Raw genomic sequence first — 25,212 nt, forward strand, 5'->3', positions numbered from 1 at the left:
AGATTATCGAAATTATTCTTTCGTAAGCGGGCGAATATTTAGCTTCTCGTAATGGGCGGGCTTTATGATGCAGGAAGGTCATAATTCACCCTGGTCAAAATGCTTCGTCCAAGCGTGATTTCGTCGGTGTACTCCAGCTCGCCACCGAATGGAATGCCTCGGGCTATCGTTGATACTTTCACTCCTTTGTCGCTCACCTTGCGGGTAATGTAAAACGACGTAGTATCACCTTCCATGGTGGCACTAAGCGCCAGAATCACCTCCTGCACTTCACCGTCTTTTCCGGCAATTCTGTCTACCAGAGTTTGGATATTTAATTCATCAGGCCCCACACCGTTCATGGGTGAGATGATGCCGCCGAGGACATGGTAGAGTCCGTTGTATTGGGATGTGTTTTCTATGGCGAGCACATCGTGGATGTCTTCTACAACACATATAAGCGAGCGGTCACGGCGGTGGCTGGTGCAAATGCTGCAAACCTCGGTGTCTGAAATATTGTGACATTCGACACAGTAGCGAATTTTTTGACGGAGGTTATTGAGCGCCTCGGTAAAGCTGGTTGTTTGCTCCTTTTCCTGCTTCAGCAGGTAAAGCACGAGTCGCAAAGCTGTCTTTTTGCCAATGCCAGGAAATTGAGAAAATTGTTCTACGGCCTCTTCAATGAGTTTAGATGGAAATTCCATGCAGACCGTTAAAGAATTTCGGCGTTGATGCCAGCCTCTAAAATGGCTTCTTTCATAGGCTTTAGCTCGGGAAGAGAGCCCTTTTTCACGCCGCACTTGCCTTTATAGTGGATGATCCAGGTACACTGCTCCGCTTGCAGCTTATCGTGCTTGCAAACCTTGATCAATGTATTGGTTACATGATCGAACGTATTATAGTCGTCGTTGTAGACAATTAAGTCCTGTAAATCGGTTGACTCAAGGTCTTCCATTACCTCAACCAGATCTTCTTTTTGCGGTTGATAACTCATAGTCTTTTATAATTTAAATGAATTGTGGTTCTTCCAGTCTCAGTTGCCATCTTTGGATGCTTCTGGAAGGCAGTCCATTTTAGTATTCCGTTTATTTTATTCCAGATGAATTACTTTGCCAGAGTGATGTTCTGTCCGTTAATTTGGTTTGAATATCCCGCAAAATTAAGAAAATAAACTGACATCCCGATAGATATGACACCTACTCTTGTTCTCGCCGTCATTGGAAGTTACTTTTTACTGCTCTTCGTCATCTCCTATTTTACCTCCAGAGGTGCTACTTCGTCGACATTTTTTACGGGAAACCGAGAATCTCCCTGGTATTTGGTGGCCTTTGGGATGATCGGTGCCTCATTGAGTGGCGTTACGTTCATCAGCGTTCCTGGCGAAGTCGGCAATAGCGGTTTTACCTATTTTCAGGTCGTGTTGGGGTATTTGCCCGGCTACCTGATCATTGCCACAGTATTAATGCCTCTTTACTACAAACTCAATCTTGTTACGATATATACCTATCTCGAACAGCGGTTCGGTGTGGCTTCTTACAAAACAGGATCTTTTTTCTTTCTCCTCAGCAGGGTGGTTGGGTCGTCTTTCAGGCTGTTTCTGGTGGCTGGTGTATTGCAGTTGGCAATTTTTGATTCTTTTGGTATCCCCTTTTGGGCTTGCGTGCTCATTACCATCGGGCTGATATGGCTTTATACTTTTAAAGGGGGTATAAAAACAGTAGTGTGGACCGATACCCTGCAGACCGGCTTTATGATCCTGGCGGTTGTTATTAGTATATATCTCATCAGTACTGAGTTGAACATTGGAATTGCAGACATAGGATCCACCGTTGTGAAAAGTGACTACTTCCGGGTATTTGAATGGGATTGGCAGAGTAGTAAGAACTTCTTCAAGCAGTTCTTTGCGGGGGCCTTTATTGCCATTGTGATGACTGGACTCGATCAGGACATGATGCAAAAGAACCTCACCTGCCGGAATATTGGCGATGCCCAGAAAAACATGTTTTGGTTTTGCGTGGTGTTGGTTATCGTTAATTTTTTGTTTTTGAGCCTGGGTGCGCTGTTGTTTATGTATGCGGAAGCCACGGGCATTCCTATTCCTGACCGCACCGACAATCTTTACCCTATGTTGGCGCTCGGTCATTTTAATACTTTCGCCGGGGTGCTCTTTCTCCTGGGCATTGTAGCTGCTGCGTACAGTAGCGCCGACTCAGCCCTCACGGCAATGACCACTTCCTTCTGTGTCGACTTTTTGGGTTTTGAGAAAAAAGAGGTAAAAAACAATGATAAGGTTAGGATGCTCGTTCACCTGGGCTTTTCATTCCTGCTCTTTTTCGTCATCCTTATTTTCAATGCCATCAACGACTCGAGTGTGATCAATTCAGTGTTCACGGCTGCGGGGTATACTTATGGCCCGTTGCTCGGACTGTTCTCGTTTGGTTTGTTTACTAAGCGGCCTCTCACTGACAAATATGTGCCGGTGATCTGTGTGCTCTCGCCGTTATTGTCTTACCTCATCAACATCAGTTCCGAAAGCCTTTTGTGGGGATACAAGTTTGGGTTTGAGATTTTGCTTTTGAATGGGTTGCTGACATTTCTGGGGCTTTGGGTGATTAGCAGCAAGAGAAAAATAGACGTTTCCGTGTGAGGAGGTGGTTCCGGGTGTGTCTTCACACCCGTTCCGGTCGACACCTCCACCTGTTCAGCGATTTACTGGATCATAGTGTTCATATTCTTTCGCCAATGTGGGTCAGTATCCCAAACTCATCAATTCCGGTTTCATAGAACCTGGCCGAAGAGTATTTATAGTCTTCTGGCCTTTCTGCCAACCGCCAATGTTCCTGCAAAGGGTTATTATGGATATAGGTGAGCTTTTGGTGGATGAATTTATCGGAGTATAAATGGATCGCTAAATAATCGGCCATCCAAATATTATGCGACCGATCAGTTGCCTGAACTTTGAAACCAGCAAGTAGTTGAGGGTTGGTTGTCTTCAAGTCTTTGAAAATCATGTGGCTTGTAAATTTCACAAAGCTCGTACACGGAAGTTCATTTCCATTTGTGTCTACCATTTCCCATATGATGTGTAAATGGTTGGGCATTATAACAAAGCTGTAAACGGCCAGTTTCTTGTTTTGAACCAGGAACCGAAGGCTATCAATGATTATGTCTTTATACCCGTCGTTCGCAAGGAGGAGATTCCAGTCTTTGATAGTCGTGGTGTAAAAGTAGATGTTGTTCAATTCCATCTAATGTTGACATTTTATTTGGGTGTGAAGACACCCCCTTCAAACGAAAGGTGTTAAAAGGATAGTCTAGCGATAGCGAATGTGGTCGAGAACACAGCTTCTGTAGTTTAATTCGTTAGAGGGTGTGTCTTCACACCCGCAACGAACGGCGAAAAAATAGGCGTTCCAGTGTGAGCTTCCCCACACTGGTACTAACACAGCTAATTGAATTCCAATGTCATTTGACCTTTTTCATTTGAGGCGGTTGGCGCTTCATCAAAAGGTGGTTGATGTTTGGAAACTTTTTGAAATGGTGCTTTAGAAAGCACCTTATTTTTTCCTCTGCCAATGTACTTTACAAGTAAGGCACTTTCGGCTTTGAAGTCCTGGTGATAACGATGCTGAACAAACGCATTGTATAAAGAGCCATAGATTTTGCTATCAAAATCGGCACCAATCGTCATATGCGGATGATCGGTAAATGACATATTACTGATGTCGATGCCCATGTCTTTTGTGATGGAAACAAAGGTATCATGAAAAAGTCTGTTCCTTTCCTTCAGCATTCTTGCGTTCTCCACTTTGATAAAGAGGGTGCGACTTTGAGGGAAGTGTGAGAAGCCATTAAGTGACACATCAAATGTATCCAGATAAGTGCCGGCTTTTCTGAGGGCTTTGATCAACTGCTGTTCGTCGGCAACTTCAGCCTCAAAGGAGAAAAGTGAAATATGTGCATCCGACGTAATGAACTTGAACTTCCCGGCCCTCTGTTGAATGTATAGCTTGCACTGGTGTACATACGAAGCTACTGGCTGTGACGCAGGAAGCTGGACTTTGTAGAACATTTTCATAGCGGTAGTATTTACTATCAAATTTAGTAATACTAAAATTATATGCAAAACATTTGAGTAATAATTACTACAAAAATTAGTATTTAAGTGGTGTTGCTTAAAAAGTGCTTCAGGTGGAAGGCAAGGCAGGAGGGCTGGTTTGGAATTTCAGCAATTAGTATTTGTGGCTTAGTTGCGATTTGCCTTTTGCTATTTGTTGCTTCCCCTTCACCCTAGTTCTTTCATCGGATCCCAAAACACTTTTTGAAAGCCGACAATTTTATCATCTTTTACTTCGATCCCTTCTGTTTTTAGCAGGTCTTCCATTCTGGAACCTCCAAAGTGGTGTTTGCCGGAAAGTACACCCACCCGGTTCACCACCCGGTGTGCAGGCACATCATCGGGCATGCCAGCGCTGTTGACTGCCCAGCCCACCATGCGGGAGCTGCCTTTGGTGCCAAGATAGTTAGCAATGGCGCCGTAGCTGGTCACCCGGCCTTTGGGAATCAGCCTGGCTACTTCATACACATCCTGGAAAAACGACGTCTTGTCTGCTGGCATGGGAGACTCAAATATTACATCTTGCAATATCTTATTTTGACCAGGCAAAACAGAAATTGTTATGCAGAAAGTTGTGCTGATTACAGGAGCCGGGGGAAATCTTGGCGAGGCAGTTGTAAACGAGTTTTCAAGCTTAGGCTACAAGGTCGTAGGTACGGCCGTGCCGGGTCGCTTGCCAGCCGGAGCGACCAAAGCCGAGTTTGTAGAGGCCGATTTGACCAATGAGAAAGCTGCCTCAGATGCCATTGATGGAGTGGTTGCCAGGCATGGTCGCCTCGATGCCGTGATTATGCTAGTGGGTGGCTTTGCCATGGGAAATATTGAGGATACGGGTGGTGCCGAACTCGACAAAATGCTCCATTTAAATTTTTACACGGCCTATTTCACTGCCAGACCAGCGTTTCAGGCAATGGCAAAAGCAGGCGGAGGCAGGTTGGTGTTTGTCGGGGCCAGGCCAGCCCTTCAGGCTTCTGGCGGAAAGGACACCCTGCCTTATGCGCTGTCAAAGTCATTATTGTTTAACCTGTCCGACATATTGAACGAATCGGGCAAAGGGAAGCACATTACTTCAAGCATTGTAGTGCCCAGTATCATCGATACGCCTCCCAACAGGAAGAACATGCCCGATGCCGACTTCAACAAGTGGGTGAAACCAGAAAAGATTGCCAAGACCATTGGCTTCATTTGCTCCGAGGAAGGCGACGCCTTGAGGCAGGGTGTTTATAAGATTTACGGCGATAGCTAATTTGAATGCTGTAGATGAAACCAGTCGGCGGATTTTGGGGTTGGCATAAGGTTAAGCTTTAAATATTACCGATGTTAGACGTATTTGTGATAGGTGCGGGCCCCATTGGTCTGGCTTGTGGAATTGAGGCTCAGAAGAGAGGCTTGAGTTATGTGATTGTGGACAAGGGTTGCCTGGTCAACTCCATTTACAACTACCCGGCCAATATGACCTTCTTTTCCACTTCCGACAAGTTGGAAATAGGGGAGGTGCCGTTTATTTCTCACAACCCCAAACCTACCCGACCAGAGGCCCTGGAGTATTACCGCAGGGTGACCAGCTCCTGGAAATTGGACGTCCGGTTGTACGAACCAGTCAATGCTGTGGAAAAGAAGGGAGACTACTTTGTCATCAGCACTTCCAAAGCCACCTTTGAGGCCCGCAATGTAATCCTGGCTACCGGTTTTTACGACTTACCCTACCTGTTGGACGTGCCAGGCGAAGACTTGCCCAAAGTGCAACATTATTATAAAGAGGCGCATCCCTATTTTGGGATGAAGGTGCTTGTGATTGGAGCTGCCAACTCAGGCGTTGATGTGGCCCTGGAAACCTACCGGAAGGGGGCGAAAGAAGTGACGATGGTGATCCGGGACGAGGTAATTGGCGACCGTGTGAAATACTGGGTGAAACCGGACATTGAAAACCGGATCAAGGAAGGCTCCATCAAGGCCTATTTCAAGTCGCAGGTGGTGGCCATCCGGGAAACGGAAGTTGACATCATGACGCCGGCGGGAATGAAGACGCTGGAAAACGACTTTGTGCTGGCCATGACGGGCTACCAACCCAGCTTTACCTTCCTCAAAAGCATGAACATTGAAATTGGTAAAGATGATTTTCTAACACCTGAGCACAATCCCGAGACCATGGAAACCAACGTGCCGGGCATTTACCTGGCAGGCGTTATTTGTGGGGGCCTGAAAACCAATAAATGGTTCATCGAAAACTCGAGGGTGCATGCGGAGGTGATCATGGAGGGAATTGCGAAGAAGCAGCCCGTTTGAGGTGATAACCCTCCAGGAGGTTTTGAACCCTTCGAGGATTTGTAGCCAAGAAAGCCGGGATTGGCGTTTTCAGACCACTCCGAGTATTTCTTCAGTCACTGACAGTAGCTTTTTATCAAGCGTCCATAATTGATGGTTTCCTTTTAACGCAAGAGAAAGAATCACACAGTCGATCAGCCCAACTTCCTTGCTGAAGAGCTGGTAATGATTGGAAAGCTTTCCGGCCTCAATGAACAGCTCCGTTTCGTTTTCTTTCGGGAGGTTGCGCCAGTAGGTATCAACAATGCTTTTTTCACGGTCATTTTTCACTCCCTGCCACAACTCTCCGAAAACAGGACTTGCTGCCAATACATTTCTATTTCTTAGCTCAAGCACCATTTTATCAGTGAGTTCGGGTGTTTTGCCTTTGAGAAACTCTATCCAAACTGACGTGTCGACCAGGATCATTTTCAGGCTGATGTTCTGTTGAGCTTTCGTGCCTTTTCAGCCGAAAAATTGCTTTGAAAGGCCAGGGGGGCTTCAGTTACTAAATGGGTGACTTCTTCAATTTTTTTTTGTGCCACCCATTCTTTAAGGGCAATGGTGATGCTTTCGGTAATGTTTTTACCGTGACTGAACTTTTTTACCTCATCAATTAAGTCATTAGAAATCAGGGCTGTTACTTTCATTTGGTATTGCTTTATCCAAAAATACGATAGTCTATCGTATTTTCAAATTACAGCCACTCCTGGCTGTTCTTCGTTCCTTTCTTTTTAACTTCACCATCATTTTTTACATCGGTTCTTTATGGAAAACCTCGAAGCACTCAAATTTCCTATAGGAGATTTTGTCCCGCCAAAAGACACTTCGTCCGGCATGCGCAGCCACTGGATAGAAGACATTGCCCATTTGCCCTCGCAATTGAGGACTGCAGTCGTGGGCCTTTCTGAGGAACAGTTGGAAACTCCCTACCGCCCCGGCGGTTGGACGGTGCGGCAGGTAGTGCACCACATCCCTGATAGCCATATGAATTCGTATATGCGTTTCAGATTGGCGCTCACTGAGGACAACCCAACCATCCGACCCTACGAAGAGCAGCTATGGGCTGAGTTACCCGATGCGGCTCATGGAGAAATTGATCTTTCTCTCGATTTGTTGGAAATGCTCCACAAGCGATGGGTGGTGCTATTAAAAGCGATGTCTGAAGAAGACTACCAGAGAACTTTTGTGCACCCTGCTTCCGGAAAGACCTCCCGGCTGGCCACTGTGCTGGCTATGTACTCCTGGCATGGTCGGCATCACCTGGCGCATATCACGGAGCTGAAGAAGAGGATGGGGTGGTGAGATTTACCCAACGAGGTAATTTCGCTTGGTTTGGTATAAGATGAGATAGTCCCTTTTATTGGGCGCACTCAAAAAGGAGTTTTCTACCAGGCGGGTGACTGATTCTTGTTTTTGAATAAATGGCTCCATCAATTTGCTAATTCTCTTCTCCGTCACACCAATTCTTCTGCCAAATTCAGCAAAATCAGATTGGGATGGGTGACTGTTTTTTTTGAAGTCCTCACTCTTAAAATCGTCAGCAAAAAGCCCCCGGTCAAGTGCAAAGTCTGTATCGTCCACATGCAACTGGGTGTTGATCAAGTCGTAGGCAGGGCTTAAGAGATAGTCCCCTCTTGATGACTCTAGCAAAGAGAAGTTTTTTAAATGAGCATCCCCGTTAGAGAAGAGGTAGTTAAACACAACAAGTGAAAAGTACTTTTCTATCTCTACTCTCCAAGCCGGCGCATATTTACGGATAAGGGCGCCGATCTCTTCATAGCTGTAGGTGTATTTGAAATTGGCTCCAGCATTGTCCTTGGTTTTTCCAGCAAGTGTGGCAAAATCTTCTTTCCCCCACTTAATCAAATGTCTGTTGGGTTGCTTGGGATCTTCCTTGATGTCGAACCTTTTGGTGATATAGGCTGGTGTAGAGTCTCTGAAGAATATCATGGCATTTTCGGCTGTGTTTATGCCATACACCTGATGAGCTATTTGCATAGTAACATGTTCGTTGGCAGGTACCTGATCTACCTTTTTCAAATCTCTGGGTATTGGCTTGAGTATGTACGTTCCCTGCTCACCTTCTTTGGTTAGTCGCAAAATGTTCTTATCCATCAACATGCTCAACTTTTCCTGCACGCCCGAGATTGAAATTCTTTTCCGGTTGTCGATGAATTGCTCCGCCACTTCTTCACTTTGCTGTGGGGGATCATAGGGTAGAATATGGCTGACCTTTTTGCCATTAAACATCTTCCTCAGGCAACCAGGACTATAGCTTGTGTAGCCATCTGCCAGGGTTCCCGGACAAACTTTCACCATCACACCTTCATTCTTCATCGCTCAATGGTCTGGTAGTTATTGGCCCGATTGTATCAAATTGTGCCGTGGCCATTAATAGCCCGAAACTATCTTCCGGATCGACTTTTAGACGTAGTGTTTGAAGCGTCTTGTTAACGCCCTCACTTAACATATTAAAGAAGAATGGAAACAGATAGCTGCTTCTGTATTCTCTTTGAGTTTTTGGGAGGGTGAGACTAATGGCGGGCTTGTTGATGTCAAAGAAATAGTCCTCAGTATATTGAAACACATAACTTTTTCTGTTCTCCTCGGTAAGTATACCTGCAAACTCATCGTTTCTGTATATTCGAATGCTTCTCATTAGTTCAAATCTGGCTTACTCAGACTAAGCGAGGGGTTTCTTTACCTCTATTTTAATTTCCATTCCAAGCACCTCGGCCAACTTATTTAGGACTGCAAGAGACGGATTTCCCAGGCCTGTTTCCAGTTTATATAGCGTGTTGGTATTGATACCTGCTAATTCAGCCAAATGAGGTTGGGTAATCCCCAATTCCTTTCTTCGGCTTTTTATCGTTTCACCTATCTCGCTGGATAACATTATAGTGTGATTTTTCCGTAAAGATAGGGCTGTAATGAACAAAAAACAATTTAAATCATACTATAATGTGATTTTATAGTTTCTTAATAGCTGATGGGAAATAAAGCACCTAATAATCACAATAAAATGTGATTATGGAGCCGATAAAGAAGAGTTTTTAAGCCTTTTCCACTTGACTATACCTGAGCGGGTATAGTTTAGGATAGTCACGTTGAAAGTTGACCTCGAGGTGTGGTACCAATGTGTACAAGTAATTTAGCAAACTTCATCGATCAGCTTTTACCCTTTATCTCAATTCTGTTGAGTATCTTTCTCACACATTACTTCTTCAAGTATCATCCTATGAAAAGACTTTCACTTTTAGCTGTACTGATCCTCCCCACGCTGCTCCTGGCGCAGCAACCCAATCAATTCCTTCTTTTCGACACAGAATTCACGTACACCAAAGAGAACGCCGACAATTCCACCCCCAGCAAATCGCACTATTACGTAAAAGGCGATATGCTGAATGCCCAGCGGCCCACCGATTGGACTTCCCCTGTCGACTACCGCAATGGTACGGTTCATATCCGTCTGGAAGTGATGGAAAAGCCTGAAGGCGGCTTCCCCACTCAATGGACGCTTTGCTACATCCCCAACAAAGGCCAGGGCAACGGCTATGGCTGCACTAATACTGGCTTGTATACGAAGGAGGGCGTTTACGAATTGGACGTTTCCATGACTTCTTTTTGGGAAAATGAATCCATTATTTGGAGTGAAGGCATCAAACAAATGGATCTCGTGATCAAAGACGACAGCGGGGGGCAAGGCCACGCCCACAAGCGAGCCGACCATGAACACTTTTTCCCGACTAAAGTGCGGATCACCATGGTGCAGGTAGCAGCGGGAGCGACGTATGATGCTACTATTGTGCCTGATAGGCCAGTTGACTTCCAAAACAGATAGCTTTCGGAAATGATTAGATTTGTGGACACGGTCAAAAGGGTGACTGCTTATAAGTGCCACTATCTGACTCAAAAAAACACAAAAGTGAGAGAAAGATTATACATTCTTACACTAGCTCTGGTGTTCACTGGCTCACTAGCCATGGCTCAACGTGTTGAATCAGAAAGGGTGTCAATTGCCGTAAGGAGCGGAGCCAATCTTCAGAAATTTGATGAGAGAGGCTCCGATGGGCGCATTCAAAAAAATTACTTACTACCAGGAGTTCATTTCGGCATGAATGTGAACATACCCGTGAGCTCAGACTTCCATTTTCAAACGGGATTTCTAATTATCACCAAGGGATCTAAAGGTGTTGTGGAAACAAGCACCACTACCCGGCTGTCCTATCTCGAAATGCCCTTGAATCTGGTGTACAAAAAACCATGGGGAAGTGGATACATAATGCTCGGCTTTGGCCCATATGTGGCTCGTGGCTTCGGAGGTCATGTTACCTCTGGCACCGGTGCAGTCGAATTCTCACGTGATATCAAGTTTACCGATCCGGCGAAAGACGATGGCTTATCCTGGACTTCATATTTTGAACGGATGGATGTTGGTGCCAATATGTTCGTTGGGTATATGATGTCCAGTGGATTGTTCCTTCAGGTTAACACTCAGCAAGGCCTTGTCAAAATCAACCCAACATACAATCAATATCCCGGTGACAGATCCAGCATAAAAAATATGGGCTTTGGGGTGTCGCTTGGCTATAAGTTTTAGGCCAGGGTTTTTTTAGATCTACGCTCCTCAAAGTAAGTTTCCAAAGGGACTACTCATTCATTGGGCTTCGTTGTTTGTCCTTCCTATGGTTTTCAAACATCTCAATAGCAGCCTTCAGCATGCCAATTAAACCGATGCCCAACACAATGACTCCAAAAGCGAGCTCTTTTATTATATCGTTTTCAGAAGCGAAGTAGCCAAACATTCCAAAGGCAAGCACTCAAAGGAATCCGCCATGTCAAAAAAGGCCCTGAGATTTTCTAGCAGTAGCGCACACTCTGCGCTTCGATCAATGCGTGATTTATACAACTCTAATGGAGACATGTGTAACTCGCAGCAGCGTCATTGCGCCTACTTTTGATAAAAATATTCCGTCTCTCCAAAGGTGGGGTCTTATCCAATCTGAATACTTCGAGGTGATCCCCTGCCACATCAATCATTAAGTAGCTAAGTATGAAAAATTCAAGTAAGAGTTTGATCTTCTTTTTAAGCGTGGCTTTAGTTTTCTCTGGCTGCGCTGCCAACAAAACCAAGAAAGGGGCAGCTGTTGGCGTTGTTGGTGGAGGTGCCATGGGTGCCGTTATTGGCAGGGCATCAGGAAACACTGCGTTGGGTGCCATAATCGGGGCAGCAGTCGGAGGTGCCGCTGGTGCGTTGATTGGCAACAAAATGGACAAGCAAGCGGCCGAATTGGAAAAAACCGTTCCCGACGCTAAGGTGGAGAGGGTAGGAGAAGGCATTGTGGTCGAATTTAGCAGCGACGTGCTCTTCGGATTTGATAAATCCGACCTTTCTTCTGAATCAAAGACTTCGCTGGATAAGCTGGTGAAGGTGCTCAACGCTTATCCCGACACTGATATTGAAGTGCAGGGGCATACCGACAGTAAAGGGTCTGAGTCTTATAATCAGGGCTTGTCGGAAAGAAGGGCAAGCACCTCTTCAAATTATATAAGGAGCCAGGGAATCAGCTACAACCGGGTGCGCATCCAAGGTTTTGGCGAATCGGTACCGAAATACAACAATGGTACGTCTAGCGGACAAGCTCAAAATCGCAGGGTTGAATTCCTGATCACTGCCAGCGAAAAAATGAAGGCAGAAGCTGCCAAAGAAGCTTCCAATTAATTCAAACGATCAAAAGACAACAAAATGAAAGCAAGACAATTATATACCTTACTTGCCCTGGTCTTCGCCACGTCAGCGACCATGGCTCAAAGCACTGAATCAGAAAAAGGCGGCGTGGCCATTCTGGGCGGAGTTAACTTGCAGAACTTTAATGGAAAGGATTTCAACGGAGACAAACTTGAAAATGATTTGCTGGCGGGTTTTCATGCTGGCCTCAATGTTCAAATACCTATTGCTCCGGAGTTTTACTTTCAACCAGGGCTAATGTTTAGCACCAAGGGCGCCAAAAACACAACGGGACAAGTGACAAGCACTTACAGGCTCTCGTATTTGGAACTGCCTTTGAATCTGGTGTACAAAAGCCAGGTGGGCAATGGCTATATTATGTTAGGCTTTGGGCCTTACGTGGGGTATGCTGTGAGTGGTAAGGCTACGTACGTATCTGGTTCTGTCGAAGTCAATAATGACATTGAATTCACCAATGAAGTTAATGACGGTGATGGATTGTTGACACCCTATTTTAAGCCGCTCGATTTTGGGGGAAATATTCTGTTTGGCTATGAGATGGCTGGTGGTTTGTTTTTTCAGTTGAACTCGCAGCTGGGCATGGTGAAAATTAATCCTGACGATAACAGAATTGCCGATGATAAAACCAATGTAAAAAATACTGGTTTTGGCCTTTCAGCCGGCTATAGGTTTTAAACCAAAAGCTGTATAAAAGGATTTCCAGAACCCCCTCTGCTCTTTGATAGGATCAGAGGGGTATTTTTATTGCATTCGCAAAATCCGCTCGCCCCTCCAGCCATCCCGTAGGAATCTTCTACTTTAAGACAAGTCCACTCCTCCAAGCCTTCCCTGTGTTGCCACCAGCTAGCGCTTTGGGCACCACAAACCCGGGCTACTCACCATTCAAAAGCTCATCTATCACTGCCAGCGTCAGCTCGGTAGTTTTGCTCCTTGTGTAAGACCCTTCAACCTGCCCCATGTACGAGCCGTGGTTGCCGGGCAGTATCATCAGCCTGGCATTGGGTATAAGGGAAGCCATCAGGGCGGCATGTGTATTTTGCACCACATCCTGGTCGCCATTGATAATGAGCGACGGAGCTTGAATCGATTGCAGCAAAGCCTCATCCCAATCCTGAAAGCCGAGCATCCGATTTTTGTCATGATTGAACATGGCAAGGAGTTTAGTAGAGTCAGGATTGATTGCCCAAAAAGCTTCTTTCAGGTCGGCTGGCATATTATCGAGGCTGGCATGCTCCATGCCATCAAAAAACCCCGGAAACATGCCTTCTCTTTTGAAAAAAGCGGACGCTATGATCAGCTTGTTTACCATTTCAGGGTGACGAATGCCAATTTGCATAGTGGTATTGCCGCCATTGCTGAAGCCAAAAAAGGAAGCTTTGGCAATGCCCAGGTTTTGCAACAGTGTCACCACATCATCGGCATCCTGCTCGAAAGTTTCCGGTGCATCCCGGTCGCTGGTGCGGCCATGGGCCTGTAGCTCAACGGCAATCAGCTTGTGATTTTTCGCCAGGTCGGGGATAATATTGCCAAACGTGGTTTGTATAGTTGAACCGCCTCCGTGGATGAGTACAAGTGGGTCTCCCTCACCATGTATTTCGTAGTACATCTTCAATCCGTTGACGTCCGAATAACCGCTTTTGAAGTAAGCGGTCTTTTCGGTTGATTTTGTTGATTCCATGGGCTCACTATTTTTTGTACTGCATGAAGCCAGCAGGGCAACTGCCACGCCAAGGCTCAGCATCATTGGTTGAGAGAAATTCTTCATCGTTCTCATTTTTTTGTAACAAACTGTGTCAGGTACTGGGCAAGTTTTTCGATGTTCTGTTTCAGGCCTTCGTCGGCGCCGTACTTTTTCACTACTTCAATGAATTGCTCCCTGCTTTCGAACAGCATGTGCCAGTGCATCAGTGTTTTGTCACCCTGAGGTTCAAATTCTACCGTTGTCACGAAGGACGGCGGCGAAGTGTGTTTGTAAACGATCTTTTTGTGCTCGATCACTTCCGTAAAAACGCTCTCATTGGGGTAATCGGTGCCGTCCGGACCATGCATGACCAGGCTCCATTCGCCGCCATTTCTCACGTCCATTTTACTGATAGTGTTGGTGAAGCCATCCGGCCCCCACCAGTTTTTCAGGTGATTGGGGTCAGTCCACACCTCCCACATCAGCCCAATGGGGGCGTCGAACAGCCGGGAAATACGGAGCTCCCTGTCCGAAGTGTCTGTAATTTTCTCTGCCATGTTCTGTTTATTTTTGTTTGTCCAGGAAAGCCGCCAGTGCTGCGAATGTGCCTTCAAACCCCTCGTGCATGCTTTCATTGATTGAGACAAAGCCCTCTATTTCTGCCTGGCTGGCGTTGATGGGCTCACCGGTCAGGTGAATCGTAGTTTTTCCATTTGTTTCCGTAAAACGGAGGCTATAGAATATTTCCACCGGAAGCGTTACGTCGAAGGGCGCTGGAATTGGATTAGCCTGTTCGTCCGCAAAAGCATTGGAAAACTCCAGCAAGTCGTAGGGCTCAATGGTTTTGAACAAAAACCTGGCATAGTTCACGTTGCCATTGAAATCCATTTTGAAATGGAAGACACCACCGGGCCTGAAGTCGAGGCTGATAGCACTGTTTTTAGTTTCCACAGGTCCCCACCATTCGTTCAGTGCTTCGGCTGTGCTAAAGGCATTGAAAACTAGCTCCTTGGGAGCATTGAACTCATAAGACAGCCTTAGCTTGTCTTTGTCTGAAATTGTTGCAGCTGTCATTTGTCGGTCTTTTTTTCTGATTGAAGTTTGGTCAGGTATTTATCGAGTGAATCGAATTTGTCCATCCAGAATTGCTTGTATTGCTCAATCCATTGCGACACTTCCCCAAGGCCTTCCAGTTTGGCCTCGCAGTAGCGCTCCCGGCCTTGCTGACGAATGGAGATCAATCCGCACTCTTGTAAAATTTTAACATGAAGGGACACCGCCTGTCTGCTCACATCAAATTTCTCCGCCAGGGAATTTACATTGAGCGATTGGTGGGCCACCATACCGATGATCTCCCGCCGGGTAGGGTCTGCTATTGCCTGAAATACATCTCGTCTGGCCTCCATAATATGCAAGTGTTTGCTTGCAAATATATACGCAAGCATTTACTTGCGCAATAATTGAGTCGAAAATTTTTTCCGTGACAGAAAAAAAGCCTTCCAAAAAAGCGGAGGCTTAAAACATCCCAATGGAGATGCGTATGCAAAAAGTAAGACGGAAAAAAGGGTAGCTATATCTGTATAACTACCCTTCCAGCTAAGCTCCGACCTGCTTTTCCTCAGGTTGGGCAGACACATCTTTGAAAAGCAGCATCTCGCCAATTCTGGCCGAAGCACCATCGTAAAATCCGTTCGCCCCCTGGTAATCGTCCGGATTTTTGAACGTGCCGAAGATGTAGTCATACATGGGGAAGTCGGAGTAGTTGTATTTGTGTACCCCACGGGCGTGGTGCACCGCATGCTGCTCAGGCCTTTGAATAAAGTAGCCCAGCCATACTGGTGTTTTGATATTGGCATGCTGGAATTGGCTTAAAAAATTCAGCGAAAAAATAATGATGCTGATAGCCGGGGCCGATAAGCCCATAAAAAATGCAAAACAGAAGCTTCCCAGCAATGTAAAGCCCACCATGTCCATCACACTGAAATAATATGTACTCGGAATATCTACACGTTCCGCACTGTGGTGCATCTGGTGTGCCACTTTCCAGAGAAAATCCGACTTGTGCATGGCTTTGTGATAGAAGTAGAGCAGAAACTGGTAAAAAAACAGGCCAATGATTACCTGTGTGGCCGTTGGCATCCAGGACAAGTCAAGCAGCTGATAGCTGGCAAGAAAGCCGTCGGTGAAATAGGGTAAATAGGAGTTCAGGAAAAAAAATACGGCAAAGCCTGTCAGGCCTCTTAGTGTAGCGTATTTAATCCTGGGCATGTTTTTGTTTCTTGGGAAAAGTTGTTCCCAAATGTAGAGCGTTGCAAACATCCCGATGACAATAAGAGACAGAGGATCAAGCAGAATTTCTAATGGTGTCGACATAAAAAATGATTTAAACTAAAAAAATGATTTAACTAAACAGACTAGTTGGTGCAAATATAGAGATAGTTATTTTTATACCAACTAGTCTGTTTAATTTTTTTTATATTTGGGCTATGGCGAGAGATGGAAAGCCCACCAGGGATAAAATATTGGCAGAGTCGAAGGCACTCGTATTGGAAAATGGTTTTGCGGGTACCTCGGTCGACCAAATTTTGGAGCGGAGCCAAATTACAAAAGGGGCGTTCTTCTATCATTTCAAATCGAAAGCCGACCTGGCCAGGACTTTAATGGATGTTTTTTCAGCCGAAGACCTGGCTGATCTTGACAACGCCTTGAAGGAGACTGCTCCTTTAATAGGCGACCCACGGCAACGATTGCTTAAATTTGTTCAGCGTTACGTGGACATGATGGCTACTCTGGAAGCACCCTACCCCGGTTGCCTGTATGGTTCGTATAGTTATGAGCCAAGTCAATTCAGTGATGAGATTAAGCAGAAAATATCAGATGCCATTCTTACCTGGAGAAGCGCCCTGGAAGAAATGCTGGATGAAACGATCAAAGTACACGGCATGAAAATACCTGTCGATAAGAAATCGCTCTCTGATCAGTTTGTTGTCATTCTCGAAGGAGCCTTTATTATTTCAAAAGCGCTGAATGAACCAAAGCTAACTGCCGAGCAGCTGAAGCACTTCAAAAACTACCTCGAGTTATTGTTCGAAAGTTAGGTCTGCGGTCTTGCTTCTTTATTTTTGAGGGCCGTCATGCACCAACTGTAAGCCAATTGATGTCCTTGGCTTGAAACCCGTCCACACTTCTTCGCTCGAATTGACAGGCACATCAAGGAATTTCTTGTAGTCCGTGATGCCCTTTAAATGCATGCCCAAAAAGGCAGTAACAAAGTGTTGATTGATATTATTGATCCGGCGCATGTCCCACACCGAATCAGCATAGCGCAGGTATTCGTTGATATTCAACCCCGGCTGCATGGCCTCCACCGGCGGTGGGTTGGGCGCCACATTGTGCCGTGCGTCGATATAAGTGAGCATATACCTGTCGGAATTGACAGCACCTTCATAAATGGCTTTGATGCCTTTTTCATAGCCGGAAACATCGTCCATGCTGCCAGCGACAAACAGCGATGGAATTTTGATACCAGCCAGTCCTTCCGCATCCCAAAGTCCTCTTTCCATGCCCCATGGAGCAAAGGCCACAATCACTTTGATCCTCGGATCGATGGAAGCTTCAAAAGCAGCATTGCCTCTCATGCGTACGGCCAAAGCCTTGCTACCCCCCGTCATGCCACCAAATAGCTCCACGGCTTGCTGACTGTAGCCACCACCTGCCACATTCACAGCACCATAGCCACCCATGGAGTAGCCGACGAGCGCTGTGTTGTCGGTATTCACCAGGCCTGCCAGAAAAGAACTCTTGTCTTTGCTAAGCCTGGCCATTTCGTTCAGCACAAAAAGATCATCCAGCGAGCGATTGAGCAGGGTGCTAGGGAAGCCCGCCGCATCTCTGAACGTAGACTCCATGTGATCGATGGAGACCACCACATAGCCCTTGGAAGCCAGGTTTTCCGTGAGGTAGGTCATCAGGTAGCGGGAACCTGTGTAGCCGTGCGACACAATCACCAGCGGATAGGGGCTGTCTTTTAGCAGTGGCGCCGCTTTTCGGGTAGCTCTGCCAGCAAAGGTAAAGGGGATGATGGGGCGGTTAGGATTGCCATTTTGCCCCATCACTTCATCGTAGCTAATCACGGCAGCCGGAGCACTGGTGGGGTACCACACCTCCAGCGTCAGCTTTCGGTCGTAGCGGGCTAGGCTGTCTTTGGCATAGCTCAGGACATCCACCTGGTTTTTGTTCACCACTTCTATGGTTTGCACGCCTACTGCATAACTGCCTCTGGCCGATAGCTCGGGAGCATCGGGCAGTGCATCGCCGTAAATGAAGGTTTTCTGAGCGCTTTGGCTAAAAGCTGGCTGGCAAATGCTGGAAACAACAAGAAGCAGAAAGATAAATAGGGCAGGGCGGCGTGTCATAGGTAGTTGAAGTAAGTAGTGTTTCAATATAGAGAAAACACGGGAATTGGGGGAAGGTTTTGGAGGGGGAGGTGTTCAACGGCTTTGCAGGTTTTCTAACCTACAGTTGGGGTAACTAGTTGTTGCTGTCGCAAAAGCGAAAAAAATCACGTAAAAGAGATTCTAGATCAAAACTTGGGCTGCTCCTTTTAATCACCTTGTACTGTCCATTCTCCCTCCACTCAAGAATCCAATCTGGAGCGCAAAAGTGCGAACGGTTGAGCATCTCTATATTTTCTGAAATGAAAGGCTCTAATTCCCCGATTTCAAGATAAGTTATGAGGTCAATATTTCTTTGAAATAGCGAACTGTCTAGTGCAAATTCACTCGTCTTAAATCTAAATTTCAGAGAATCTGAGATCGCCGACTTCTCAAATATATCGTTCTTGTAAGTGGGCCAGACTTCTACTCCCATTTTTTTGATTTTCCTTCGCAGTTTCGAAATTTCCCGGCTAGTTAATTTCTCCTGATCGAAGTATGATAGTTTATATGAATTGTCAGCTTCGGTCTTGCAAACCGCCCGATACCCATTTGGAGAACTCTCGATTCTAACTATTCTGCTAACGTCGTGGCATGGAAAATAACAAATTCGAAGCACTACGGACTCCGCTTCTTCAATTACTGGCTCTTCAAAAAGCAAAAGTCTGATCCTATTTCGCTCTAAGTTTGACCAGAACACGAACTTTTCCTCCATCCTTTCAGTAGTGTCAATTTTTCCTTCAGATATGAGGCGTTTCAGAATTGGGGTGAAATAGTGTACTGTGTCAGTCACAGCACCGGAATAAATGAACCTAGCTGGTTGGCCCCGAACCTGAAACAAGACAGCCATAGTCAAAGCAATCAAAAAGCTATTCTTCATTCGCAAGAATTGGTAGTAGAAATCGAATATAAGAACTGTCTACTTCTTCTAATATTATTTGCGTCATTCATGATATTGCTAGGGTGTTCAAGTTTGCGAATTGACATAGCGCAACCGCCCAAATCACCTAGTTTGTTCATTTTCTTATTGCCTCGTCGGCTCCAGGGACTTCCAGATAGGTGACGTGCATCCTTTAAACCTCCTGCTATTTTCGTACCTTTTACCCTCCACTTTCCAAATGCGCTATGACCCCATCACTAATTCTAATTACCTTATCTCTTCTCGTTTTCCAACCCGTCTCCGCCCAAAACTACGACGAGTCCAAAGCAGGTACTTACACCCTCCCTCCGCTGCTAGTAGACAGCAACGGGAAAACAGTAAAGAACAAAAGCCAATGGGAAGCGTCGAGGAGGGCAGAGGTACTCCAATTATTTGAGGACAATGTGTATGGCACAATGCCGAAAGCATTCGACAGTATTTCGTTCAAGGTTGTCAACGACCAGCCCGGTGTGATGCAGGGAGCGGCACACCTGAAGGAAACTGAGGTGACCATTTACAACAACGGGCAGCACGCCACCATCCATGTGGTGCTGTTTACCCCACAACTGGCAAAAAAGGCAGTAGCTACTTTTCTGCTGATCAACAATCGAAGCCCGAAAAATACCCTGGCCTCACGTGACACCATCATGGGCTTCTGGCCTGCCGAGCAGGTGATCGCAGCGGGCTATGGCATTGCTGCCTTCCATGTGAGTGATGCGGCACCCGATGACAAAGACACTTACCAGAACGGCTTGCTGAGGCTCTTCCCTGATGAGCTCACCAGAGACAACGGCATGAAAGCCATTGGCGCCTGGGCCTTTGGTGCAAGCAGGGTGCTGGATTACTTCGAAAAAGAAGCGTTGGTAGATCACAACAAGGTGATTGTAGTCGGCCATTCCCGTGGAGGAAAAGCTTCTTTGTGGGCAGCTGCGAAAGACCAGCGCTTTGCCATGTGTGTGACCAACTGTTCCGGGAACACAGGGGCCGCTTTGTCAAAAAGGAATTTTGGGGAAACCGTGGAAGTCATCAATACCGCCTTTCCGCATTGGTTCAACGCCAATTACAAAAAGTACAACGGCAACGAAGCGGCGCTTCCTGTCGATCAGCACATGCTGATTGCCCTGGCGGCCCCACGGCCTGTGTATGCCACCAATGCCACCGAAGACCTTTGGGCTGATCCCACCGGCACCTACCTGGCGATGCGAAATGCCGAGCCGGTGTTTAATCTGTACAGCCGTCAGTCGCACCTGCCCGCCACACCTCCAAAGCCTGATAGCCCCATCATTGCCTGGCCGTTGTCGTACCACAACCGCACAGGCATTCACGACTTAACTTTCTACGACTGGGCGCAGTTTATCATTTTTGCGGATAAGTATTTGAAGTGATGCGGGATGATATCGCCGTTCTGGTGGGCTGTCTTCACCCACCAGCGCATCGTCGGTTAGACTATTGGTAATCTTTTCTGGCCCACTTCACGGTCGGCTCAAACCACTCCTTCATTAGCGGAAAGAGGAAGCCGTGCTCTTTGCCGGTATTGAGTTCGATGTTTTTGAAATGCCCTATATGGCAGGTCGATTTTTCTATTCTGCCGGCAAGTGATACAGAGCCATGGTCAGTTTTTTCGTTAATCGCCAGGATATTGCCGCACAGGTCAATGTCAGGGATTTGCTCCACCAGCCCTTCATAAGAGCTACCGATAAACACAAAATTCAGCTGCTCATTTCTTGCATAGGTCGAAACATACTGCGCTATGAATCCGCCCTTAGACGTTCCAACGACAGTGATTTTGCCTGGCTCAACACCCATTTGAAGCAAGCTGTCGATCTGCTCCTTTACTTGGCGGGCGTAGGTTTTCTCGTCGGTATTGGCCTTTCTTTTTTCGCTGATCACTGTAAACCCCTCTTTCTTAAAAGCGCTTACGATCTCCTGGTACTCAGCCCTGCCGTATTTGGGATGACCTTCATTAAGCTCATGATCTTCTATCCACTTGTTGTGCAGAAAAAACAGGTAGCGCTCGTCGTTGGCAGCGCACGAAAGCAGCGACGTGCAAAGAATGATGACAATTATTGTTAGCCGCATGCGCCGCTTGATTGTTTGTATCGGAGATTGTTGAAGGTAGTTATTAGTCAGGCTATAACCTGACATGCAGTTCGATTTCGTCAGGATATAGTCTGACATTATATAACAAAGTGCACATGATTTTTACAAAAAGAGTCTGGCCAGCTCACTCCAAAATCACCTTCTCCAGCTTCTCCTCCACTACTTTGCCATCTTTCATCGACACGAAGTAGCAATTGGCTTCTGGTTTGGTGGCGACCACTTTGAAAGGCTTACCGTTTTTGAAAATGATGCCTGAGTAGTTGTCCATGGCGTAGCCAGCTTTGAAGATGCCGGTTTCGATATTTTTCATGTAGAGCGGGCGGCGAAATTCTTCGGCGTCATAATGCGGGCTATGGCTATAAGGAAGGAATCCAAGACCTTCCACAACCGTCAGCTCGATGGGGCGGGAGTCGGTGGTGCCATTGTCGAACCAGCAGAGCGAACCGGCACTTCCGCCTGCCAGGATGATGCCTTTCTCAAGTGCCTTTTTGAGCACTACATCAATGCCCTGGGCTTTCCAGATAGCCATCATGTTGAGGGTGTTGCCGCCGCCTACATAGATAGCATCTACATTGAGCAGCGCCTCTTCAAACGTCTGCTTTTGGTTATATGAGCTGATCCATACTCGTTGCACCGATGGCTCTACTGACAGGTCATGAACCAGTTCATAAAAGCGGATAATCCCCTGCTGGCTGTCGCCAGAAGCAGTAGGCAGGTAGCAGATCTTCGGCCGTTCTTTCCCGGTTAGCTTAATGATTTCTTTGATGAACAGTTTGTTCTGCCCACCGCCAAAAGGGAAAATGTACTGATCCTGGGCAAGAGCGAAACCTGTTGCAGATAGAATGGCGAGGCTGAGTAGGATTAATTTTTTCATTGCTATAAATTAAGTGGCATGGTGATAGTTAATGAGGTGATTTTAAAGGCTTTGCAGTCACACTGTCATATTGAGCCTGTCGAAATATTTATAAAACGTAATCGATAGGGTTTCGACAAGCTCAACCTGACATCTGTGTGGCCTTTAAAATCACCTTCATCCAAATTTTTGAAAAATTTTATTGCTCACTCTTCACCGTCGGGTACTTAATGCCCAACTGCTCAAGGTAGGTGCCATATTTGCTTTCGTCGTAGTAAAACGGCTTTAGTTGAGGTCGGAATTCATCCTGAATTTCGGTATTCAAATGAGTTGCCGGCTTCTCATCGTCAGCAATCATGGGCTTGTACTCAGTGTCCATCATTTGCACGTTGCGATAATAGTCCCAGGCCTGTGTTACCAGCTCTGGCTTCAGCAGAAAATCCACCAAAGTCATGGCCTCGGCTTTTGCACCCGCCACTACCCCCTTGTGGGCAATAGGTGTCGCCATGGCTACGGCATTGGCCCAATGGTGACCGGGCAGCCCGGGGATATTGGAGGGAAAACGCATGGTGACTGTAGGCAGCTTCCAGCTGATATCACCGATGTCGTCAGAACCGCCGCTCACGAAATTACGTGTCGGTGGTTTCAGCGTGTCGAGTGCCGTTGGTAGCCCCTCCTGCTTGGGGTTGCCGAGCTCCTTTTGCAGCGCCTTAGCCAAAGTCTGGTCGTCATCACTCCAGGTAGGCAGGCCAACCTTTTTAATGTTCTCGTACATGGTTTCTGCAATCACTTTGTTGAAGTGGCGGGGCCAGGCGCTGCCCAACACTCTCCGGGTAACTGTCGTTCCCGTCATCATGGCGGCACCATCGGCGATGCGGTTGCCCTTTTCATACATCTCCATGATTTTTGGGTAGGTCACGTTGCGGTAGTAAAACCAGATAGAAGCCTTGGATGGCACCACATTGGGCTGGTCACCGCCGTCTTTGATCACGTGGTGCGACCGCTGTAGCGGATCAAGGTGCTCCCGCTGGTACTGCCAGCCGATGGACGTAAGCTCTACGGCATCCAAAGCGCTCTTGCCTCTCCAGGGGGCACCAGCAGCATGGGCGGCCTCACCCTCAAAAGAGTACTCCACAGAGATCAGGCCGGTACCGGAGGCTTGCCCGTAGGAAACGCCAAAGTTATTGCCTACGTGCGTAAAGATCGAAATGTCCACATCGTCGAAATAGCCATCACGGGTGTAGAACGCCTTTGTGCCTACCAGCTCTTCAGCCACACCAGGCCAAACAATCAGCGTGCCTGACATTTTTTCCCGCTCCATGATTTCCTTCACTGCCAACACGGCGGCAATGTTGAGCGGCGTGCCTGAGTTGTGCCCTTCACCGTGGCCGGGAGCACCTTCCACAATCGGATCGTGGTAGGCTACGCCGGGCTTCTGCGATGCCTTTGGGATGCAGTCAAGGTCAGAGCCGATAGCGATCACGGGCTTGCCGTTGCCCCATTTTGCAAACCAGGCGGTAGGAATGCCCGAAATGCCTTGTTCAATGGTGAAGCCATTTTCTTCCAGAATACCGGTGAGGTATTTGGATGTTTCCACCTCCTGGAAGCCGAGCTCCGAAAAGCTGAATACCTTGTCGACCATTACCTGCGCCAGTTTGGCGTTAGCCTCTACTTTGGCGGCCGCTTCTTTCTTCAGCGCCTCAATTTGTTTGGCACTGTACTTTTTGGCCTGGCCCATCAACAGTGCAGGGGCGCATGCCAGCATAAAACAAACAGTAAGAATCTTTTTCATAGTAAACGGTTTAGTGTTAGAACTCCTGGAAGAGAGGTTCCCCCTTGGAGAGCAGAGTCACCTTGAGGAGACTTCTCCCACCTAGTGGCGGTTCGAAGTGACGTTCATTAATTAGGTTTTGATTGTCAAATATTCATTGAAGTAATCTGGCTTTTTCGTTTTTACCAGACGAACTTAGACGAACGGAAAAAACAACGTTTGTAAACGGTTTGCAAAAGTTACAGCTACCTGCGCCCATTACCCGATTTGCACCCACGCCCAGTGGTTTTTTACACGTGGGTAACGTTTATTCTTTTCTTATCACCTGGCTATTAGCCAGAAAAAATAATGGACAAATTTTACTCCGGATCGACGACCTGGATCAGGAAAGGGTGAGGCCGGAGTATGTGGAGAGCATTTTTCGCACGCTGGAATGGCTGGGGCTGGACTGGGATTTGGGGCCTTCTTCTGTTCAACAGTTTGAGAAAGAATACTCACAGCTACGGCGGATGGAGTTGTATGAGACTGCTCTGCAAAATCTGAAAAAAGAGGAGGCGGTGTTTGGCTGCGATTGCTCCCGGAAGTTGGTGAAAAAACTAATAGAAGAGCATAACTACAAGGGAATATGCCAGTATAAGGGTCTTGACCTGGATGACCATGACATCAGCTGGCGGTTGAAGACCGATGGCATGGCTGTGGTACAGATGAAGCGTTACAAACAAGCGCTGAGTGTGGAGGAGTTGCCGTACTCACAGTCTCATTTTGTGGTGAGAAGGAGGGACGGCATCCCAGCTTATCATTTGGCTTCGGTGGTCGACGATGAGTACTTTGGTGTGAACATGATTGCGAGAGGAGAAGACCTTTTTGAGAGCTCTGTTGCACAGCTTTATTTGGCTGAAAAGTTGGGGTTGAGAGCTTTTTCTCAGGCTGAATTTTTTCATCACGCCCTGATCATGGACGAGGGACGGAAGCTTTCCAAGTCGCAGCAGTCTTCAGCCGTGTTGGATGAGTTTTCTCAGGACAAGGCAAAGCTGCTCCGAAAGCTTGGGGGCTGGCTTGGCGTTCCACCGGAGGCGTGCGGGAGTTTGGAGGAGATGATGAAGCAGTTTTCTTTTGAGCGTGTTGCACGAACTATTTCTAACTAAGTGGCAAAGTCGGCGGTTGTTCTCTTCGTCCTTGCGGGCTCAAAAAAATCCCTACCTTTTTCACCCCAACCAACGTCCGAATTCTCTGTAACCATTTCGTAATTTGCCGATCCGCAACTTTTAGCAACCCATGCGTTAAAAATCGTTAAATCCCTTAC

32 protein-coding genes are annotated in these 25,212 nt (G+C 46.8%); 11 read left to right on the plus strand and 21 right to left on the minus strand.

All coding sequences use genetic code 11. The features are described from left to right. Positions 1–62 precede the first annotated feature (62 nt). Complete coding sequence (gene recR / locus GC130_RS10105) at positions 63–683, minus strand: recombination mediator RecR (protein WP_151998178.1); 621 nt, start codon at positions 681–683, stop codon at positions 63–65. A gap of 8 nt (positions 684–691) precedes the next feature. After that, a complete protein-coding gene (locus GC130_RS10110; protein ID WP_151998179.1) occupies positions 692–973 on the minus strand; it encodes an ATP-dependent Clp protease adaptor ClpS in 282 nt (93 codons plus the stop codon). A 195-nt stretch (positions 974–1,168) separates the two neighbouring features. Here GC130_RS10110 and GC130_RS10115 point away from each other — a divergent pair, with 195 nt between their 5' ends. Further along, entirely contained in the window at positions 1,169–2,626 is a 1,458-nt protein-coding gene (locus tag GC130_RS10115) for a sodium:solute symporter (RefSeq protein ID WP_151998180.1), read from the plus strand. 79 nt (positions 2,627–2,705) lie between these two features. On the opposite strand, the gene GC130_RS10120 is transcribed toward GC130_RS10115, so the two are convergent. From GC130_RS10120 to GC130_RS10130, 3 genes are all read right to left on the minus strand, one after another. Beyond that, a complete protein-coding gene (locus tag GC130_RS10120; RefSeq protein ID WP_151998181.1) occupies positions 2,706–3,227 on the minus strand; it encodes a transposase in 522 nt (173 codons plus the stop codon). Positions 3,228–3,427: 200 nt separating this feature from the next. Beyond that, positions 3,428–4,057, minus strand: a complete 630-nt coding sequence (locus tag GC130_RS10125) for a 2'-5' RNA ligase family protein (protein WP_151998182.1) — start codon at positions 4,055–4,057, stop codon at positions 3,428–3,430. Between the two features lie 207 nt (positions 4,058–4,264). Continuing rightward, on the minus strand, positions 4,265–4,597 hold the full coding sequence (locus tag GC130_RS10130; RefSeq protein ID WP_151998236.1) for an MGMT family protein: 333 nt from the start codon (positions 4,595–4,597) through the stop codon (positions 4,265–4,267). A 61-nt stretch (positions 4,598–4,658) separates the two neighbouring features. Between GC130_RS10130 and GC130_RS10135 the strand changes: the two genes are divergently transcribed. Further along, positions 4,659–5,342, plus strand: a complete 684-nt coding sequence (locus GC130_RS10135) for an SDR family NAD(P)-dependent oxidoreductase (protein ID WP_151998183.1) — start codon at positions 4,659–4,661, stop codon at positions 5,340–5,342. A gap of 71 nt (positions 5,343–5,413) precedes the next feature. Next, positions 5,414–6,382, plus strand: a complete 969-nt coding sequence (locus GC130_RS10140; protein WP_151998184.1) for a YpdA family putative bacillithiol disulfide reductase — start codon at positions 5,414–5,416, stop codon at positions 6,380–6,382. A 69-nt stretch (positions 6,383–6,451) separates the two neighbouring features. Here the strand turns inward: GC130_RS10140 and GC130_RS10145 are convergent, their stop codons facing one another. Continuing rightward, positions 6,452–6,829, minus strand: coding sequence for a PIN domain-containing protein (locus GC130_RS10145; RefSeq protein ID WP_151998185.1), 378 nt, complete (start codon positions 6,827–6,829; stop codon positions 6,452–6,454). Positions 6,830–6,831: 2 nt separating this feature from the next. Continuing rightward, positions 6,832–7,050 (minus strand): DUF2191 domain-containing protein, encoded by a 219-nt coding sequence (locus GC130_RS10150; RefSeq protein ID WP_151998186.1) that lies wholly within the window; start codon positions 7,048–7,050, stop codon positions 6,832–6,834. Between the two features lie 118 nt (positions 7,051–7,168). On the opposite strand from GC130_RS10150, the gene GC130_RS10155 reads away from it, so the two are divergent. After that, on the plus strand, positions 7,169–7,705 hold the full coding sequence (locus GC130_RS10155; RefSeq protein ID WP_151998187.1) for a YfiT family bacillithiol transferase: 537 nt from the start codon (positions 7,169–7,171) through the stop codon (positions 7,703–7,705). Between the two features lie 3 nt (positions 7,706–7,708). Here the strand turns inward: GC130_RS10155 and GC130_RS10160 are convergent, their stop codons facing one another. From GC130_RS10160 to GC130_RS10170, 3 genes are read right to left on the minus strand one after another with little or no spacing between them, the layout of a single operon-like run. Next, positions 7,709–8,740, minus strand: a complete 1,032-nt coding sequence (locus GC130_RS10160; protein ID WP_151998188.1) for a type II toxin-antitoxin system HipA family toxin — start codon at positions 8,738–8,740, stop codon at positions 7,709–7,711. Continuing rightward, a complete protein-coding gene (locus GC130_RS10165) occupies positions 8,730–9,062 on the minus strand; it encodes a HipA N-terminal domain-containing protein (RefSeq protein WP_151998189.1) in 333 nt (110 codons plus the stop codon). The genes GC130_RS10160 and GC130_RS10165 overlap by 11 nt, the downstream gene beginning before the upstream one ends. Before the next feature lie 24 nt (positions 9,063–9,086). After that, the gene (locus tag GC130_RS10170) at positions 9,087–9,299 is read right to left on the minus strand and encodes a helix-turn-helix domain-containing protein (protein WP_151998190.1); all 213 of its coding nucleotides are present in this window, start codon (positions 9,297–9,299) and stop codon (positions 9,087–9,089) included. Positions 9,300–9,641: 342 nt separating this feature from the next. Between GC130_RS10170 and GC130_RS10175 the strand changes: the two genes are divergently transcribed. Next, a complete protein-coding gene (locus GC130_RS10175) occupies positions 9,642–10,244 on the plus strand; it encodes a hypothetical protein (protein ID WP_201568410.1) in 603 nt (200 codons plus the stop codon). Between the two features lie 84 nt (positions 10,245–10,328). Then, positions 10,329–11,003 (plus strand): outer membrane beta-barrel protein, encoded by a 675-nt coding sequence (locus GC130_RS10180; RefSeq protein ID WP_193217822.1) that lies wholly within the window; start codon positions 10,329–10,331, stop codon positions 11,001–11,003. A 49-nt stretch (positions 11,004–11,052) separates the two neighbouring features. Here the strand turns inward: GC130_RS10180 and GC130_RS28585 are convergent, their stop codons facing one another. After that, entirely contained in the window at positions 11,053–11,208 is a 156-nt protein-coding gene (locus GC130_RS28585) for a hypothetical protein (protein ID WP_193217823.1), read from the minus strand. A gap of 248 nt (positions 11,209–11,456) precedes the next feature. Here GC130_RS28585 and GC130_RS10185 point away from each other — a divergent pair, with 248 nt between their 5' ends. Continuing rightward, positions 11,457–12,125: an OmpA family protein gene (locus GC130_RS10185; protein WP_151998192.1), complete on the plus strand. Its 669-nt coding sequence runs from the start codon at positions 11,457–11,459 to the stop codon at positions 12,123–12,125. A gap of 24 nt (positions 12,126–12,149) precedes the next feature. Then, positions 12,150–12,827: a porin family protein gene (locus GC130_RS10190; protein WP_151998193.1), complete on the plus strand. Its 678-nt coding sequence runs from the start codon at positions 12,150–12,152 to the stop codon at positions 12,825–12,827. A 196-nt stretch (positions 12,828–13,023) separates the two neighbouring features. Here GC130_RS10190 and GC130_RS10195 read toward each other — a convergent pair whose 3' ends face one another. The 5 genes from GC130_RS10195 to GC130_RS10215 form a co-directional block, all read right to left on the minus strand. After that, positions 13,024–13,917, minus strand: a complete 894-nt coding sequence (locus tag GC130_RS10195; RefSeq protein WP_226940422.1) for an alpha/beta fold hydrolase — start codon at positions 13,915–13,917, stop codon at positions 13,024–13,026. Positions 13,918–13,922: 5 nt separating this feature from the next. Continuing rightward, positions 13,923–14,390 (minus strand): SRPBCC family protein, encoded by a 468-nt coding sequence (locus GC130_RS10200; RefSeq protein ID WP_151998194.1) that lies wholly within the window; start codon positions 14,388–14,390, stop codon positions 13,923–13,925. A gap of 7 nt (positions 14,391–14,397) precedes the next feature. Then, entirely contained in the window at positions 14,398–14,907 is a 510-nt protein-coding gene (locus GC130_RS10205) for an SRPBCC domain-containing protein (protein WP_151998195.1), read from the minus strand. Then, positions 14,904–15,239 carry a helix-turn-helix transcriptional regulator gene (locus GC130_RS10210; protein ID WP_201568408.1) on the minus strand — a complete coding sequence of 112 codons (336 nt, stop codon included), beginning with the start codon at positions 15,237–15,239 and terminating at the stop codon, positions 14,904–14,906. Before GC130_RS10210 ends, GC130_RS10205 begins: the two co-directional genes overlap by 4 nt. Before the next feature lie 190 nt (positions 15,240–15,429). Then, positions 15,430–16,206 carry a sterol desaturase family protein gene (locus GC130_RS10215; protein ID WP_151998197.1) on the minus strand — a complete coding sequence of 259 codons (777 nt, stop codon included), beginning with the start codon at positions 16,204–16,206 and terminating at the stop codon, positions 15,430–15,432. Positions 16,207–16,319: 113 nt separating this feature from the next. On the opposite strand from GC130_RS10215, the gene GC130_RS10220 reads away from it, so the two are divergent. After that, complete coding sequence (locus GC130_RS10220; RefSeq protein WP_151998198.1) at positions 16,320–16,931, plus strand: TetR/AcrR family transcriptional regulator; 612 nt, start codon at positions 16,320–16,322, stop codon at positions 16,929–16,931. Positions 16,932–16,949: 18 nt separating this feature from the next. Here GC130_RS10220 and GC130_RS10225 read toward each other — a convergent pair whose 3' ends face one another. Together GC130_RS10225 and GC130_RS10230 are read right to left on the minus strand one after the other, a co-directional pair. Then, positions 16,950–18,248 carry a dienelactone hydrolase family protein gene (locus GC130_RS10225; RefSeq protein WP_151998199.1) on the minus strand — a complete coding sequence of 433 codons (1,299 nt, stop codon included), beginning with the start codon at positions 18,246–18,248 and terminating at the stop codon, positions 16,950–16,952. A gap of 115 nt (positions 18,249–18,363) precedes the next feature. Then, positions 18,364–19,146 (minus strand): hypothetical protein, encoded by a 783-nt coding sequence (locus GC130_RS10230; protein WP_151998200.1) that lies wholly within the window; start codon positions 19,144–19,146, stop codon positions 18,364–18,366. A gap of 245 nt (positions 19,147–19,391) precedes the next feature. Between GC130_RS10230 and GC130_RS10235 the strand changes: the two genes are divergently transcribed. After that, a complete protein-coding gene (locus GC130_RS10235; RefSeq protein ID WP_151998201.1) occupies positions 19,392–20,570 on the plus strand; it encodes an alpha/beta fold hydrolase in 1,179 nt (392 codons plus the stop codon). A 61-nt stretch (positions 20,571–20,631) separates the two neighbouring features. Here the strand turns inward: GC130_RS10235 and GC130_RS10240 are convergent, their stop codons facing one another. The 3 genes from GC130_RS10240 to GC130_RS10250 all read right to left on the minus strand — a co-directional run bounded on the left by GC130_RS10240 (position 20,632) and on the right by GC130_RS10250 (position 23,930). Then, positions 20,632–21,264 carry an alpha/beta hydrolase gene (locus GC130_RS10240; RefSeq protein WP_151998202.1) on the minus strand — a complete coding sequence of 211 codons (633 nt, stop codon included), beginning with the start codon at positions 21,262–21,264 and terminating at the stop codon, positions 20,632–20,634. Between the two features lie 145 nt (positions 21,265–21,409). Next, positions 21,410–22,159, minus strand: a complete 750-nt coding sequence (locus GC130_RS10245; RefSeq protein ID WP_151998203.1) for a peptidase E — start codon at positions 22,157–22,159, stop codon at positions 21,410–21,412. Between the two features lie 178 nt (positions 22,160–22,337). Beyond that, a complete protein-coding gene (locus GC130_RS10250) occupies positions 22,338–23,930 on the minus strand; it encodes an amidohydrolase (protein WP_151998204.1) in 1,593 nt (530 codons plus the stop codon). A gap of 209 nt (positions 23,931–24,139) precedes the next feature. Between GC130_RS10250 and GC130_RS10255 the strand changes: the two genes are divergently transcribed. After that, positions 24,140–25,054: a glutamate--tRNA ligase family protein gene (locus GC130_RS10255; protein WP_193217824.1), complete on the plus strand. Its 915-nt coding sequence runs from the start codon at positions 24,140–24,142 to the stop codon at positions 25,052–25,054. Positions 25,055–25,212: the final 158 nt, after the last annotated feature.

Source organism: Imperialibacter sp. EC-SDR9, from assembly GCF_902498805.1.
Taxonomy (GTDB): Bacteria; Bacteroidota; Bacteroidia; order Cytophagales; family Cyclobacteriaceae; genus Imperialibacter.

Bases quoted from the DNA above. Each gene is read 5' to 3' on its own strand.
- GC130_RS10220 (WP_151998198.1), top strand. From the start codon at position 16,320: ATGGCGAGAGATGGAAAGCCCACCAGGGATAAAATATTGGCAGAGTCG.
- GC130_RS10130 (WP_151998236.1), bottom strand. From the start codon at position 4,597: ATGCCAGCAGACAAGACGTCGTTTTTCCAGGATGTGTATGAAGTAGCC.
- GC130_RS10160 (WP_151998188.1), bottom strand. From the start codon at position 8,740: ATGAAGAATGAAGGTGTGATGGTGAAAGTTTGTCCGGGAACCCTGGCA.
- GC130_RS10245 (WP_151998203.1), bottom strand. From the start codon at position 22,159: ATGAAAAAATTAATCCTACTCAGCCTCGCCATTCTATCTGCAACAGGT.
- GC130_RS10135 (WP_151998183.1), top strand. From the start codon at position 4,659: ATGCAGAAAGTTGTGCTGATTACAGGAGCCGGGGGAAATCTTGGCGAG.
- recR (WP_151998178.1), bottom strand. From the start codon at position 683: ATGGAATTTCCATCTAAACTCATTGAAGAGGCCGTAGAACAATTTTCT.
- GC130_RS10165 (WP_151998189.1), bottom strand. From the start codon at position 9,062: ATGAGAAGCATTCGAATATACAGAAACGATGAGTTTGCAGGTATACTT.
- GC130_RS10140 (WP_151998184.1), top strand. From the start codon at position 5,414: ATGTTAGACGTATTTGTGATAGGTGCGGGCCCCATTGGTCTGGCTTGT.
- GC130_RS10185 (WP_151998192.1), top strand. From the start codon at position 11,457: ATGAAAAATTCAAGTAAGAGTTTGATCTTCTTTTTAAGCGTGGCTTTA.
- GC130_RS10240 (WP_151998202.1), bottom strand. From the start codon at position 21,264: ATGCGGCTAACAATAATTGTCATCATTCTTTGCACGTCGCTGCTTTCG.
- GC130_RS10200 (WP_151998194.1), bottom strand. From the start codon at position 14,390: ATGGCAGAGAAAATTACAGACACTTCGGACAGGGAGCTCCGTATTTCC.
- GC130_RS10155 (WP_151998187.1), top strand. From the start codon at position 7,169: ATGGAAAACCTCGAAGCACTCAAATTTCCTATAGGAGATTTTGTCCCG.
- GC130_RS10235 (WP_151998201.1), top strand. From the start codon at position 19,392: ATGACCCCATCACTAATTCTAATTACCTTATCTCTTCTCGTTTTCCAA.
- GC130_RS10250 (WP_151998204.1), bottom strand. From the start codon at position 23,930: ATGAAAAAGATTCTTACTGTTTGTTTTATGCTGGCATGCGCCCCTGCA.
- GC130_RS10215 (WP_151998197.1), bottom strand. From the start codon at position 16,206: ATGTCGACACCATTAGAAATTCTGCTTGATCCTCTGTCTCTTATTGTC.
- GC130_RS10225 (WP_151998199.1), bottom strand. From the start codon at position 18,248: ATGACACGCCGCCCTGCCCTATTTATCTTTCTGCTTCTTGTTGTTTCC.
- GC130_RS10145 (WP_151998185.1), bottom strand. From the start codon at position 6,829: ATGATCCTGGTCGACACGTCAGTTTGGATAGAGTTTCTCAAAGGCAAA.
- GC130_RS28585 (WP_193217823.1), bottom strand. From the start codon at position 11,208: ATGTTTGGCTACTTCGCTTCTGAAAACGATATAATAAAAGAGCTCGCT.
- GC130_RS10205 (WP_151998195.1), bottom strand. From the start codon at position 14,907: ATGACAGCTGCAACAATTTCAGACAAAGACAAGCTAAGGCTGTCTTAT.
- GC130_RS10170 (WP_151998190.1), bottom strand. From the start codon at position 9,299: ATGTTATCCAGCGAGATAGGTGAAACGATAAAAAGCCGAAGAAAGGAA.
- GC130_RS10175 (WP_201568410.1), top strand. From the start codon at position 9,642: ATGAAAAGACTTTCACTTTTAGCTGTACTGATCCTCCCCACGCTGCTC.
- GC130_RS10150 (WP_151998186.1), bottom strand. From the start codon at position 7,050: ATGAAAGTAACAGCCCTGATTTCTAATGACTTAATTGATGAGGTAAAA.
- GC130_RS10115 (WP_151998180.1), top strand. From the start codon at position 1,169: ATGACACCTACTCTTGTTCTCGCCGTCATTGGAAGTTACTTTTTACTG.
- GC130_RS10110 (WP_151998179.1), bottom strand. From the start codon at position 973: ATGAGTTATCAACCGCAAAAAGAAGATCTGGTTGAGGTAATGGAAGAC.
- GC130_RS10230 (WP_151998200.1), bottom strand. From the start codon at position 19,146: ATGAAGAATAGCTTTTTGATTGCTTTGACTATGGCTGTCTTGTTTCAG.
- GC130_RS10190 (WP_151998193.1), top strand. From the start codon at position 12,150: ATGAAAGCAAGACAATTATATACCTTACTTGCCCTGGTCTTCGCCACG.
- GC130_RS10120 (WP_151998181.1), bottom strand. From the start codon at position 3,227: ATGGAATTGAACAACATCTACTTTTACACCACGACTATCAAAGACTGG.
- GC130_RS10125 (WP_151998182.1), bottom strand. From the start codon at position 4,057: ATGAAAATGTTCTACAAAGTCCAGCTTCCTGCGTCACAGCCAGTAGCT.
- GC130_RS10195 (WP_226940422.1), bottom strand. From the start codon at position 13,917: ATGAAGAATTTCTCTCAACCAATGATGCTGAGCCTTGGCGTGGCAGTT.
- GC130_RS10210 (WP_201568408.1), bottom strand. From the start codon at position 15,239: ATGGAGGCCAGACGAGATGTATTTCAGGCAATAGCAGACCCTACCCGG.